This window comes from Paraburkholderia sp. XV (assembly GCF_020177535.1).
Classification (GTDB): domain Bacteria; phylum Pseudomonadota; class Gammaproteobacteria; order Burkholderiales; family Burkholderiaceae; genus Paraburkholderia; species Paraburkholderia caribensis.
Genome location: NZ_JAGUUD010000006.1, coordinates 120,859 through 134,154 on the forward strand (window position 1 = coordinate 120,859; position 13,296 = coordinate 134,154).

Consider the following 13,296-nt stretch of genomic DNA (forward strand, 5'->3'; position numbering starts at 1 on the left):
GCGACCGGGCAAAAGCAGAAGATGCGCAGATCGCGCCGCTTGCTCAGGTTTCGAGCTTCGCGTCCATCGTGATCGTCGCGTTCAACACCTTCGAGATCGGGCAACCGGCCTTGGCGTCGGCTGCGGCCTTGTCGAACGCGGCCTTGTCGCCGCCAGGAATCTTCACTACGACGTCCAGATGCGAGGCCGTCACCGCGAAGCCGCCGCCGTCCTTGTCGAGCGTGACCGTGGCCGTGGTGGCGATACGCTCCGGTTTGATGTTCGCCTTGCCGAGCTCGGCGGACAACGCCATCGAAAAGCATCCCGCATGCGCCGCCGCGATCAGTTCTTCGGGGTTCGTGCCGATGCCGTTTTCGAAGCGCGTCGCGAACGAATACTGCGTGTCCTTCAGCACGCCGCTGTCGGTGGAGATCGAGCCCTTGCCGTCTTGCAGACCGCCCTGCCAGATTGCTGATGCCTTGCGCTTCATTAGTCGCTCCTGTGTCGCGTTCGTGCTGCCGCGTTCCCCACCACGATGCCGGCCGCGACGGTCCCGCCCGGAATCACGCGGCGCCGGCATCGGTCACGCGTGCCGCGCCGAACCCGTGGGCCGTGGGCGTGGACCGAAGCTTCATCATAGGCGGATATCGGTGGCACTGCCGTGAAGCAGCGTGCATGCCCATTATTTCATCCACCGCAAGAATCTTTATCCAATCTGCCGCTTTTTTCATCACCCCGGCGGAAATACACTCTGCTCAACGGTTCGGACATCGGTGTTCAAACCGAACCGATCAACAAATGTTCCCGGAGGTCATCATGAAATCGCTTCTTTCCGCAGTGGTCGTCGCATCCGCCCTGATCGTTCCCGCTGCCGCGTTCGCCCAGCAAGCCAATGGCCCCGTGACGCGCGCGCAAGTCCAGGCCGAACTGGTCGCCGCACAGCAAAACGGTTCGCTCGACCAGAACGACGTGGCGTATCCCACGGCCAAGCCGCAATTCGGCGCCACGTCGGGATCGACGGAAGTTGGCGGCGTCTCGGCTGGCTCGTCGCAATCGGGCAAGCGTCCGAGCGTCGAACAGCGCATCTTCTCGACGTTCCGCGGCAACTAAATTGTTCGTGATGACGCGGCGCGTGTGATCCGGCACGAGTATTCGACAATCACGCGCGACCGTCGAAACAACGAAGGCCCCGGCTGACTCATCAAGTCAGCCGGGGCCTTTGCTTTTGCCGCGCCGCTTTTGTCGCGCGGCGCGCTTACTCGGCGAACGGCAGCGAGTCCTGCCCTTGCGCGCGCATGCCGAACACGTTCAGCGTCATCGCGACGAGCGCGTAGTAGCCGAGCAGCCCGACCAGATTGATCGCGACCTCGTGACCGAAGCGCTCGACTGTCTTCGCGTAGGTGGCATCGGTCACGCGCTTCGCCTCGTACAGTTCCGTCGCGAATGCGTAGATGAGCGCATCGTCGGCGTCGGCGAACGAAGGCGTCTGTCCGAGGCGGATCGCTTCGGCGTCTTCGGCGCGCACGCCTGCGTCGAGGGCGATCGGGTAGTGGATGAACCATTCGGCCTGCGCCTGCCAGCGCGAGGCCGTGACGAGAATCGCCAGTTCCGACAGCCGCAGCGGCAAGCCCGTCTTGTAGCGGCAGAACGCACCGAGGCGCTGCGCGTGCTGCGCGAGTTCGGGGCTATGAATCCAGCCGAGAAACGGCCCGTTCAGATTGCCGCGCGGTCCCGACAGGATTTCGTCGAGCACGGCTTTCTGGTCGGGTGTCGCGTGGCTGGCGTCGAAAGGAGGCAGGCGGTTGGTCATGAATCGCTCTTCGTGCAGGGTGGGTGGGTCGATCAGGCCGCGCCCGATGCCGCGAGCGCGCCTTCAATCGAATCCGTCAGGCGGCTGACGATCTCTTCGATATCGCGCGGCGTGCAGATGAACGGCGGCGCGAGCAGCACATGATCGCCGATCTTGCCGTCGACGGTGCCGCCCATCGGGTACACCATCAGACCGCGCTGGAACGCTTCGCGCTTGATCGCGGCGTGCAGCTTCAGTCTCGCATCGAATGGCGTTTTCGTCGCGCGGTCCCGTACCAGCTCGACGCCGACGAACAACCCGCGTCCGCGCACGTCGCCGATATAAGGATGCTGCGCATAGTGTTCGCGCAGCAGCGCGCACAGTTGCTCGCCACGCGCTTTCACGTTGTCGAGCAGATGTTCGTCGGCGATCACGCGCTGCACTTCGAGCGCGGCGGCGCAGGCCGTGGCGTGGCCGATGTAGGTGTGGCCGTGCTGGAAGAAGCCGGAGCCGCCTGTGATCGCCTGGTAGATCCTGTCGCTCACGAGCGTTGCACCGATCGGCTGATAACCCGCGCCAAGGCCCTTTGCGATGGTCAGCAGATCAGGCGTGACGCCGTCCTCCTCGCACGCGAACAGGTGGCCCGTGCGGCCCATGCCCGACATGATTTCATCGAGAATCAGCAACACGCCGTAGCGGTCGCACACCGCGCGAATCTTGCGGAAATACTCGCGCACAGGCGGCACCGCGCCTGCTGTCGCGCCGACCACCGTCTCCGCGACGAACGCGGCGACCGAGTCGGAACCGAGTTCGAGAATCTTCTGCTCGAGTTCGTCGGCCAGACGCTGCGCGAACTGTTCTTCCGTCTCGTCCGCGCGTTGCTCGCGATACGCGTAGCACGGACTCACGTGATGCGCGTCGATCAGCAACGGCAGGAACGGCTCGCGCCGCCACGCGTTGCCGCCGATGGCGAGCGCGCCCAGCGTATTGCCGTGATAGCTCTGGCGGCGCGCGATGATATGCCGCCGCTGCGGCTGCCCCACTTCGACGAAATACTGGCGCGCGAGCTTCAACGCCGCCTCGATCGCCTCCGATCCGCCCGACACGAAATACACATGCGCGAGACCTTGCGGCGCGCGTTCGACGAGATAGCTGGCGAGTTCCTCGGCGGGCTGCGTCGTGAAGAACGACGTGTGCGCGTACGGCAGTGCCTGCGCCTGACGCTTGATCGCATCGATCACGCGCTGGTTGCTGTGGCCGAGGCACGAGACGGCCGCGCCGCCCGATGCGTCGATATAACGCTTGCCCGTCGAATCGACGATCTCGATGCCCTCGCCTTTGACGGCGACGGGTAAGGTCTGCTTCGGCATGCGGTGGAATACGGTGGTCATACACTTTCCTCGAGTGAGCCAGTGAGCGGAAGCCGGCGACGCTCAGGCCGCCGTGCGTGCAATGAAGGTTCGCCGGGCCGGCGGCCGATTTCATACGACCCGCCCGCTATCCGATGCAACTCCCAACCCTGCTTCGGCACACGACACCTCGAACGTCAATCAACACGCGATGCACGTTTATAGTTCATTACAACATATGTTGTCAATGACGACGCAATCCACCCGTCTGTTGCAGGAACGGGGTCTTGCAGGTCGTGGGCGCGCGGTCAGGGCACGTAGGCGCCTTTCGCGTGCAGCGACTGCTCGGCGAGTTCGAGCTGCTGGACGGCGTCCGTGCCTTCGAGCGCGAGCAGATGCGCGACCAGCGATTCCGCAATCGCCGTCGCCGCCACCAGCGACGGGAAGAACGACGGGCTTTCGTGCGAGAAGATCAGCACCTTGTCGGCGTTCAGCGCGATGGGCGACACGGCGCTGTCAGTGATCGCGATGAGCTTGCTGCCTTTTTCCAGCGCGGCTTCGGCGACGCGCGCCGCCTCGACGGAATACGGCGCGAAGCTGACGACGACCGTCGCGCTGTCGCGTTCGATGCCGCGTAACTGCATTTCGAGCGTGCCGGCTTCGCCCGTCAGCAGCGACACGGACGAGCGAAACAGCCGGTATCCGTAGACGAAGCCGAACGCGACGGGAAAGCACGACCGGAACCCGGCGACATGCACGTGCGGCGCGCGCCGCAACAGCTTGGCCGCTTCGACGGTGACGCGCGTATTGTGCGCGGCCGTCACTTCGAGATTGTGTTGTTGCGCGACGAGCAGATCGTGCGCGAGGGCGTCTTTCGCATGACCCTTGACGAGGGATCGGGCACGGCTCGTCAGCGGCTCGGGCCGCGTGCGTACTCGCGCCACGAACAGATCGCGCAATTCATTCCAGCCCGGAAAGCCCAGTTGCTGCGACAAGCGCACGAGCGACGCCGGTTGCACCTGCGCGCGCTCGGCGACCTTGCGCATCGACGAGACGGCGACCTCGTCGGGGTGATCGAGCAGAAACGCCGCACCCATCTGGAACTGCGGACTGAGTTCTGAGAAACGTCCACGGATCAGAGCGGCGAGCTGGTCGAAGGTATCGGGCATGTGGTGTACCGGGGATGGGGATGACAACAAATGTTATCACCCGGTATGGAGGCAACGCCCGGCTCGACACGGTCTGGTGAATCGCAAACGATTCCTGTCCTATCGTAATTCAACCTGTCCCAGCAATATCTCGCAAATCAAACTGGCCTGAGACTCAGGGCACCAAACAAGGATTCGCAATACAAACTGGCCTGATAGCCGTAACTCATTGATTCGAATACACGCAGTGCGAACCTACGGTGACGTATCGAACACGGGCGGAGAAGCGCCGCATAGGTGTTGCAAGATTTACAAGCGACAGCGCCTTCCCCGAATGCGAACCGGCGCAATGCAGACCGCCCTAAATTCAGTGGGTTAGCTGAAGCACTTGCAAACAAAACTGGCCTGCGAGAATGCAGTTGCAAACGATATCTGGCCCGACAAAGTCGACCATAGTCAATTGATTTTAAAGGACTTTTCCAAGCTACAGAAGAGATGCCCGTGGCCGCAAGATAGGATGCAATGACACCCTGCCAAATTGCGCGTAGCGAAGTTGCTGCGCCGAACCGAGCTCAACAACAGTCTGTCGAATCGGTCGCTGGTTAGTTAAGCAGCCGAGTAAGCACGAAGTTCCTTCTCACTTCGAGCGGAATCGAGGTCATCGACGGAAACAACGACTTCGATGGCCCGCACGTAGTCTTCGAGCAAGTCCGCTTCCCGCGCGCCCAGCCGTCTGTCCCAATCGCTTTCTAACCGCTGCGACCTCGTCCGCCTCCGGAGCAGGCCGCCGCCGATGCTAGTTTTCGGTCACAGCGTCGAGCGACGACGTCGAATCGGCCAGTCCAGCAGGAACGACAATATCCGAGGTCATATCTGTTGAGGCGGCCTCGACAAGATTTGCCGGGAGTGTCTTGGATGGCTTTACACCCATTTCCCGTAGTAGTTCTGCCTGACGGATGACGTTTCCTCTACCTAATGAGAATTTGTTGTGCGCTTGGTCATACGCCTTCTGCGCCTGGTTGATTCCTTTTCCGACCTGCTGCAAATCCTCCACAAACCCACAAAGTTTGTCATACAACTCGCCGCCCCTGCGCGCGATATCCTGGGCGTTGCGGCTCTGTTGTTCCTGGCGCCAGAGGTGCGCCACAGTCCGGACCACGAACAGCAGCGTCGATGGACTGACAACCAGCACATTCTTACGCCACGCCTCCATGAAGAGGTCGTTGTCATTCGCCACTGCTAGCATGAAGGCCGGCTCAATCGGAATAAATGCGAGGACGAAATCGAGAGACCGCCCGTAAAGCGCCTGATATTGCTTTTCAGAGAGCGCTCTGATATGCCCCCGAACGGACTCGACGTGTTGGCGTAACGCGACGGTCCTCTCCGCGTCGGTGTCCGCTGAAGCGTACCGTTCGTAAGCATTCAGGGATACCTTCGAATCCACAACCAGCTTTTTCTCGTCCGGAAGGTTTATCACCACGTCGGGTTGCGCACGCGTTCCGTCCTCACGCACCTGACTGTCTTGAACCAAGTACTCTTCTCCCTTCCGCAGACCCGACGATTCGAGCACTCGCTCGAGAATCAACTCGCCCCAGTTACCCTGAATCTTCGCGGAGCCTTTCAATGCACTCGTCAGATTCTTGGCATCCTGACTCAGCACCTGGTTGAGGTCGACCAACTGCTTCACCTGAGCTGCAAGCGCGGAACGGTCTTTACCCTCTTGGATGTAGACCTCTTCCACCTTCCCTTGGAATTCCCGCAGTCGTGCTTTCAACGGCTCAAGCAGCGTCCCGATATTCGTCTGATTCTGTTCCGTAAAGCGCTTCGACTTCTCCTCGAGAATTTCGTTGGCTAACGTCTTAAACTGATTGCCCAGTGCCTCTTTCGCCTCTTGCAGCAACGCTATTCGATACAACGCACAACGGTGAAAGCGTCGCCGCGAAAATATACTCGCAGGCGCTGCCACCCGAGCGACAAGCCAAGTTGCGGGCAATGGCACAAGTTGGCGACACATACCTCAAGCAGATTGCCGCGTGGCCCATCAGTGTTCTCGCAACAATTGTCCGGCGGGGATGACTGCTCGTCCGTCGGGCTGTGTCCCGATGGCTATGCCGACGAACGCTCACCGAATATCTGCAGATGGGCAATGGCAATGCGACGATGGCTTCATGAGATTCGGGGCAATCTGCATGGCGATTCAAGCAACGCCAGCCAATGCTCACCTCATCGGAATGGGAACGGACTGGGAATGCAACACGGGATTCCGGCGCGTTGGGAACTTCTGTTCCGCCGTGAACATTCCGCCAAACGCACACCTTGCCGATACATCGACCGGATGGGCGTGCGACTCAGGGTATCGAATGGGCAACAACTGGTGCATGCCTCACTAGGCAAAAATCGGGGGACAAAATGCGGCTGAGTTACAGAAAGTCGATTTCAGCGGGACCATTCCGCTTCAACCTGTCAGATAGCGGCATCGGAGTCTCGGTTGGCGTACCGGGCTTTCGCGTTGGCAGCGGTCCTCGGGGCAATTATGTATCGATACGTCCGTGCTGTTGCGCTTGTATGCACCTGTCGGATACGCCGAGTCTTCGGGGCAAGTTCGCAGTCGAGAACGCATTTCAATTCGATACCGGTTATCGGCTTCTATAAAAGTAAGTGTTCGCAACTTACTCACAGACGACTATCCAGAACTGCGACTACAGATACCACTTCACATGCAACAGATGGTCGAGGCATCGGTTATAAATGTTTCGCGAAATCGCGGACGAAAAATCGAGCCTTAGGTTGCTGTCAAAAACCGATGCGAGGGTACATCCGTCCAGCACCAACGAATTTTCCGTTTCGATGGCTTGCGCCAGCGGTAACGCACGACTAGCAAGCATTGCTCGTCGGACGACGTCGTCATCGCTCGGTTTCGCCGACGGCCAGAATCACGATGACTCGACCGCATTTTCAACTGACATCCATCGGCCTGTCGAATGGCTTGTTGCGAGATGGGAAATGACCAGAAACGTAAGCAACTCGGACTGTGCGCGAAGGTCGAATCGGAAATAAAGTGTCATCTAGAGAAACTCTCCTACGACTCATTGTAGGACGGTCTGCATGACTTCAATGGTCAACATTATCGTTGAAGCTCTGTACAGCTGCGTATCCACGCACTATGTGTACATCAATCGAGCAACGCTATGCGGCCAATCAATGCTCGTAATACGGCCGCTCCCTCTTACCACGTATCGACTGCAACATGTCAAGTCGTTTCGGTCTCCGATAATTGGGCCTTCCGCGCTGCAGGTATTGCAAGAAACTGGAGCGACGAGATTGGCCAGCGGGCGACCGTCGAAGGATGAGTCAGCAACCCCGTCAAGCACCGGACCGTTACAGTCTGTCTTATCGTCGTTAAGGAAGAGTCGACGGCTCACGTTTCCAGCTCCTTTCCGGAATCCGGTTGTCCACAATGCGTCAGACGTTCACCCTCGTCTGACGAGACGCCATGTGACCCAGTGAACCCGGCGCTCACCAGAACCGGCTGCGCTCGCGAGCACGTCCGGCATGACCATGCCCTGCAATGCCTCGATGCGGTGATTGTCGAAGTCTGTCGCTTCCCAAGTGCCAGTAACCGGGCAAATGTCACCTGTTCGAACTTCAATTTCTGCTTCAGGTTCCTCGTGAGCGGCGCCTTCATCAGCGGGCGCATCTCGGTGCTGCGCAACGAGGAAATATTGTGACTCGTCGGGAATCACTCCATCCTTATACCGCGTGTCCTCCCACAATAGCCGCCAGTGAGTACTGGTGACCGCGGACTGCAAGGTGCGTGGGTCAGGCCGCCCTTTGATATTCGGAGCGGGAGTTCCTTTAACCAGATAGTTAAAGCACCCATTGTTTTCTTCCGTCTTTTCCCCGACTGATAGCAGCCCTAGCACCTTGCCGCGACTAATCTTTACCGGCTCCCAAATGCCGTCGACGGTAACCTCGTCGCCGGACTCGATTACCGGACCTTGGGGTGGAGGAACTTGTGGAAGCGTTGGCGGAAAAACGGGGTAATCCAATTCGTAGAACTGGTACGTATAGCGGTCCGGGTCCAGAAGTAATGTCGCCGACTGTAGCTGAGCAAAATTGTCGTTTGAGGCGGCCACCTCGAACGGCGCGTGTTCCATCTGGAACTCGGATGCACGCATCAATCGGGCAAGTCTGTCTACCTTGGGCGGATATGGAGCCTGTTGTGCGCCTCGCTCCCAGTACGACGGGTGGGGAAAGAAATACTGGCAGAGATGATAGTAACGATTGACCGCGAGCTTCAGTGGTTGACCATCTTTCCAAATGAAACGATATCCGCGCGCTAGCTGTTCCAGTCCTTTGTCATATAGGCTCAGAATCTCATAGATGGTTGAAAGGTTGTCAGCTGGCATGTACTCCGGGTCGTCCTCGGGCCACGTGTTGACCGCAACTTCGTATTCGTTGGCAAAGGTGGCAAACGCGTCACGCTTCCTTTTCCAGAGCGCATAGCTTGTCAGCCTCTGAAGCAACCAGAAGACTTGACGGCGAGTCAGGTCATCCTGCATGTCGTACTGTTTCATTGTATATATCACCGTTGCGTCTCGTGATTGGCGCCCGCTCTCACTGCAGCCGTCTTCACACTATTCGTCTGCGTGACCTTGCTCTGAACTTCATCGGTCGAGAGCCTCCGTGTTTTCGCCGCATAGCTGATATCGTCCTCGAATCGGCTGTACCCGTACACCTTTTCGACGTTTTCCCACTTCGTTTCAATGAAATCAACCCGAATACCGTCGATAATCATTGGCCCGTTGGCAGCTCGCTCGCCAGCTTTGATTTTTTCGCCAACCTTAGTTATCTCATCTGCCAGTGTGCCCAAGGCAATCACTACCTGCTCCCCTCCACCCTCCAGATACTGCACTGGCGTCGAACCTCCGAACTGCTCCGCAATCTTGCCTTGCCAGGCCTTCGCCTGTGGCATGCGCTCGGCGAAATCTTCTGGAAGATGCAGGACAACCAGATATCCGTTGCCGTTCCAGGTGTCGAGGACAGCGGAACGTGTGCGCCATTCTTCAGCGTTCTTAGGGGCCTCGCCGACACCCCAATATGCCGGGTTGCGCCCTCCGGCAGAACTTCCCGGTTTGTATGTCGCCAGCTCAGACTTCCTGCCAAACGCCCGATACAGCTTTTTCCCCGCTAGTTGCTGGGCGTCCACTGCCTTGATTTCGCCGTGAAATGAAGCGACGTCCAAGAACACCGTTTCCTCTCCAAACACGGGCATTTTGCCTGTCTTTCCAAAGAGGTTCGGCCACCCCTCGTCTATCTTAGGCTGATATTTGGCCCGAATCAGCGCCTCGGCCTCCCCCCCATCTGCTGCGCAAGCGGCGGAAGGAAACTTCCCTTTGCGGATTTGCCTCGCGAGCTTGCGTTCCTCCAGATACGCCTCGGCCTCGCGTCTTACCTTCGGCATGCCACCCGTGGCAATCTCGTGAATCTCGCCACGATAGACCATGTTCTGAAGGGTCTTCAACTTCGCATCGAGCTCCTTGACAGCCTGGGGAACCATTTGGTCAGCAAGGTCCTGAAGGGCGTGAAAACCGTCGCCAACACGTGCGAGTTGCGCGCGCCAGACCTCCGGCAGAAGTTGTCCAACGCGAGCTTTCAGAGAGCGCTCGATAGCCAGACGCACGGTTGCGCAGAAGTCTTTAACCTTAGAGAGCAACTGCGATTGGTACTTGCCGACGTCTAGCGCCTTCAGCCACTGCGGCGCGTCGCCATGCCCCATCCGGTTCAGGAACTGAACAACCTCCTGCAGCAGTTCGGCATCCTTTGCTGCGTCACCCGCGGCTCGTAGGGCGAGCCGGCCAACGCCCTTGATAACGCCGCCGACAACGGGAATCAACGCGAATATCAGAACGACGAACAGAACCCACTGCATCACCTCCTGGCGTTTTCGAGGGTCCGAACTCATGCCTATACCGACGGACAGCAGGTCGCGTACGGCTGTGACGTCACCGACTAGCGGAATCATGCCGATGGCGGCGTCCGTGATGACCTGGCTGATAGTCTGCTTTTCGTTGAATGCACCCTGCAGTGTGCCCCAGCACCACTGACCGACCTCCAATGAAGTGGCCTTGAAGTCATCTATGCTCCAGCTCACTGTCACGCTCCCCCGTGCTTCTGAATCAGCGAATCGATGTCAGCCTCAGACAGTTGTTCTCCTTTAAAGTCTGGATTGCTGGCTTTGTCCTTGCGAGCGTATGAGCGTGCGTCGGGTCCAAGCTCGACCTTGACGGGGCCTACCGGGACATCATTAAGATTCATCCGTCCCTGTGCGTCTAAGGTGCCTTGCCGCGTGCTACCGTCGGATAGCGTGGCTATATATTTCGCTCCCTGCACCGGTTCATCGTCGTGATACAGATACTGCATCGCCGTATCGTATTTGGATGTCGGCAGCGCCGGCAGCGGGTATGTGGTACTTGTGGGCCCGTTGAATGAGTGCTGGCTACCCATGATGTCTATCTTTCCGGGGGCATGGATTTCAATGTTGCCTCCCGCAATACGAACGTATGCGCCGCCCGAGGTCAACAGGATTCCCTGATTTGCTGCTGCCTCGATTGTTTCGGTGGCGGACAGTACGCGAAGCGTCTTCTGCGCAGTTATCTCTACGTTATTCGAATGGGCTTGAATCTCCACCTTCCCCTTTGCGGCAAACAGTTTCATGCCGGCGTTCTGGACGAAGAGGCTGATACGCTGCGCCACGCTTGCGACCAGTGACTTGCCTGTCGCTATATGTATGCTCTGCCCGCTGACAAAATTCGTTGCTCGTCGGCCGCAACATGCGTGGAATGAGGGGTGGACAGCGCAATGCCCGCCGGGCTCGCGAACAGCATCACGGGCTCCTTGAAAGCATTGGCGTTGCCGGTGCCACCGCCAGCTGTATTTCCTCCTGACGACGCTCCCGGAACGCTGCTTTGTGTCGCATCGGTGAACGCTTTCAGCGACTCCCGTCCGTCCTTCAGGCTTTCAGCCTGATGGGTCTCGCTAGCATCCGATAACGACTCCAGCACACTCCCCGATTTGACGAGTTGCTGCTGCGCGTCGCGGACATCAAGCGGCTGGCTCGACGAACCGTTCGCCGGATGAGTCGACACGTACAAGCCTTGTCCGGCCCGCACGGCGCCGTAGGCGTCCGACTTCAGGTCGAATCCGCTGCCCAGGTATGAGCCGCGGTTGTTTCCCGACTGCTCGATGAGATATCCGAGATGCAAATGGGCATTGGCGCTGGTCGAATAGAGGTGAACGCGGTTCTGGCTGGTCGAATCGTCCATCACCAGCTGGTTGTAGCCGGCGCCGCCAAGCTCTTTGGACTTGTACCCTGATAGCAGCCCGTTGGAATGCCAATGGGGGGACTTCTCAGCATTGAAAACGCGGCCGGTGACGATGGGCCGGTCACAGTCGCCATCGAGGAAAGAAACGATGACCTCTTCGCCGACGCGCGGCACGTGAACGCCGCCATAAGCTGCGCCCGTGTCTGAATAGGCCACCCGCACCCAGCAGGAAGCATTTTCATCGCCGCTGTTCAGTCGGTCCCAATGAAAGCGGACCTTGACGCGGTTCAACTCGTCAGTGAAAACTTCAGCGTTGGCCGGCCCGGCAACCGTAGCGGTCTGCATGCTCATCACCGGCTTGGCATGCTCGAACGGGCTATGGAATGGAACGGTGCGGCGCTGGAGTTCAGCTTCAACGAGATAAAACCCCTCGCTCCCGTCGCCGTGGGCGACAACAAACTTCGGTGCGGCGCCTGCATGCGCCGCGCGCACCCGCGACAGCTCCGTCGAGAGACTGTGCGGGAAATCGGCCGTGGTGGAGACAGGCAGATTGTTTTCGATGTACCAATGCGTAGCAATGACCGCGAACTGCCGCTGTTTGTCTGGGTCCCGGTCGTGCTCCGGGTGGCCTTCGAGCTGGAACCACTTTCCGGCATCGATGTTCCGTACGCCACCAACAGCCATGAAGCGCTTCGCCCGTGACTCCCACTCCTCCATCCGGATTCTGGAGAGGTGGTCGCCGCGGTCCTGCGTCAGATGCGTATATGCGCCGGTATATTCGTAGACCTCGGTCTGGACCGGCAGACTGCCGTGAGTCGACAACGTGGGCACGTTGGTGGACTTTTCAGCGCCGGGAGATTTGTAGTCGAATGTCCTCGTCGACAACGAGGAACTATGCAGGGTGCGTGAACCCGCCCATTGAACCCAGGCGTCTGGCGAAGTGTTCGTACCCGCGCGAGCGAACTGCAGCGTTTCAGGTACCGCTGGCTTCAGCGAATACACGTCGTCCGTGATGACAAGCGTATGCGATGCACCATCATCGGCTTGCTCGAAATAACCGAACAGACCTTCCGATTCCATCAGCCGCTGACAGAAATTCCAGTCGTCTTCGTATTGAACGCAAAAAGACCGCTGCGGCAACGGTGTTCGCAATTCGAAGCGAAAGGCACCCTGAGCCTGCGGATGCTGATTAAATACGTCGGTGAGAATCTCGTCGGCGGATTTATCCTGCCAGACACGCGCGTCTTTGCGAAATCGCAAAAAATGCAGCCACGATGAAAAAGCAATCTGGTAGCTCGTGATACTGCCGTTTGAGCCAAGTCGACGCACCGTATGTGCATAACCGTGATGCGGGCAATAAGACTTGTCCGCCTGCTGAATCCAAAGCGTAACGGGCTGGGCGATAAGCGATTTAAGCTCAATGGACCCTGATGTCGATATCACATCGACTGTGAAATCAAAATTCCGGCCAAGGCGGGACCTACCAATGGCGCGCTCAGGCACCAGAATGTTATCGCCCAATGGACTATCCAGCTTCAGCAGGCGCCCTTGCTGCATCATCACCCGAGCCGTCAATCCCGTTATGTCTTGCGCACCCATAGCGTCGTCTTCTATTTACATTGGCAGCCGCCGGCGCAATTCTACGAAATAATGCGAAAAATGGACAGGGAGAAATAGCGAATCGGCAGCTCCGAATATCCACCGTT

At 58.7% G+C, this 13,296-nt stretch carries 9 protein-coding genes and 1 pseudogene; 2 read left to right on the forward strand and 8 right to left on the reverse strand.

All coding sequences use genetic code 11. The features are described from left to right. Positions 1-43 precede the first annotated feature (43 nt). Complete coding sequence (locus KFO72_RS05460) at positions 44-469, reverse strand: OsmC family protein (RefSeq protein WP_035988268.1); 426 nt, start codon at positions 467-469, stop codon at positions 44-46. 326 nt (positions 470-795) lie between these two features. Here KFO72_RS05460 and KFO72_RS05465 point away from each other — a divergent pair, with 326 nt between their 5' ends. Continuing rightward, a complete protein-coding gene (locus KFO72_RS05465) occupies positions 796-1,089 on the forward strand; it encodes a DUF4148 domain-containing protein (RefSeq protein WP_054935112.1) in 294 nt (97 codons plus the stop codon). Between the two features lie 145 nt (positions 1,090-1,234). On the opposite strand, the gene KFO72_RS05470 is transcribed toward KFO72_RS05465, so the two are convergent. The 4 genes from KFO72_RS05470 to KFO72_RS05485 form a co-directional block, all read right to left on the reverse strand. Continuing rightward, positions 1,235-1,789, reverse strand: a complete 555-nt coding sequence (locus tag KFO72_RS05470; RefSeq protein WP_225031587.1) for a carboxymuconolactone decarboxylase family protein — start codon at positions 1,787-1,789, stop codon at positions 1,235-1,237. A 32-nt stretch (positions 1,790-1,821) separates the two neighbouring features. Then, positions 1,822-3,159 (reverse strand): aspartate aminotransferase family protein, encoded by a 1,338-nt coding sequence (locus tag KFO72_RS05475; protein ID WP_225031588.1) that lies wholly within the window; start codon positions 3,157-3,159, stop codon positions 1,822-1,824. Between the two features lie 266 nt (positions 3,160-3,425). Next, a complete protein-coding gene (locus KFO72_RS05480) occupies positions 3,426-4,286 on the reverse strand; it encodes a MurR/RpiR family transcriptional regulator (protein WP_054935105.1) in 861 nt (286 codons plus the stop codon). 775 nt (positions 4,287-5,061) lie between these two features. After that, the gene (locus tag KFO72_RS05485) at positions 5,062-6,165 is read right to left on the reverse strand and encodes a DNA recombination protein RmuC (RefSeq protein WP_225031589.1); all 1,104 of its coding nucleotides are present in this window, start codon (positions 6,163-6,165) and stop codon (positions 5,062-5,064) included. Positions 6,166-6,674: 509 nt separating this feature from the next. On the opposite strand from KFO72_RS05485, the gene KFO72_RS42420 reads away from it, so the two are divergent. After that, positions 6,675-6,917 (forward strand): DUF4236 domain-containing protein, encoded by a 243-nt coding sequence (locus tag KFO72_RS42420; protein WP_225031590.1) that lies wholly within the window; start codon positions 6,675-6,677, stop codon positions 6,915-6,917. An 818-nt stretch (positions 6,918-7,735) separates the two neighbouring features. On the opposite strand, the gene KFO72_RS05495 is transcribed toward KFO72_RS42420, so the two are convergent. The 3 genes and pseudogenes from KFO72_RS05495 to KFO72_RS05505 all read right to left on the reverse strand — a co-directional run bounded on the left by KFO72_RS05495 (position 7,736) and on the right by KFO72_RS05505 (position 13,189). Beyond that, positions 7,736-8,854, reverse strand: coding sequence for an Imm72 family immunity protein (locus KFO72_RS05495; protein ID WP_098021640.1), 1,119 nt, complete (start codon positions 8,852-8,854; stop codon positions 7,736-7,738). Then, on the reverse strand, positions 8,851-10,419 hold the full coding sequence (locus KFO72_RS05500; protein ID WP_225031591.1) for a hypothetical protein: 1,569 nt from the start codon (positions 10,417-10,419) through the stop codon (positions 8,851-8,853). The genes KFO72_RS05495 and KFO72_RS05500 overlap by 4 nt, the downstream gene beginning before the upstream one ends. A 2-nt stretch (positions 10,420-10,421) precedes the next feature. Then, positions 10,422-13,189: pseudogene (locus KFO72_RS05505) on the reverse strand (type VI secretion system Vgr family protein). Positions 13,190-13,296 lie beyond the last annotated feature (107 nt).

What these genes read in the sequence shown, in the direction of transcription:
- KFO72_RS05460 (WP_035988268.1), bottom strand. Translation starts at nt 469, where the DNA reads ATGAAGCGCAAGGCATCAGCAATCTGGCAGGGCGGTCTGCAAGACGGC.
- KFO72_RS05465 (WP_054935112.1), top strand. Translation starts at nt 796, where the DNA reads ATGAAATCGCTTCTTTCCGCAGTGGTCGTCGCATCCGCCCTGATCGTT.
- KFO72_RS05470 (WP_225031587.1), bottom strand. Translation starts at nt 1,789, where the DNA reads ATGACCAACCGCCTGCCTCCTTTCGACGCCAGCCACGCGACACCCGAC.
- KFO72_RS05475 (WP_225031588.1), bottom strand. Translation starts at nt 3,159, where the DNA reads ATGACCACCGTATTCCACCGCATGCCGAAGCAGACCTTACCCGTCGCC.
- KFO72_RS05480 (WP_054935105.1), bottom strand. Translation starts at nt 4,286, where the DNA reads ATGCCCGATACCTTCGACCAGCTCGCCGCTCTGATCCGTGGACGTTTC.
- KFO72_RS42420 (WP_225031590.1), top strand. Translation starts at nt 6,675, where the DNA reads ATGCGGCTGAGTTACAGAAAGTCGATTTCAGCGGGACCATTCCGCTTC.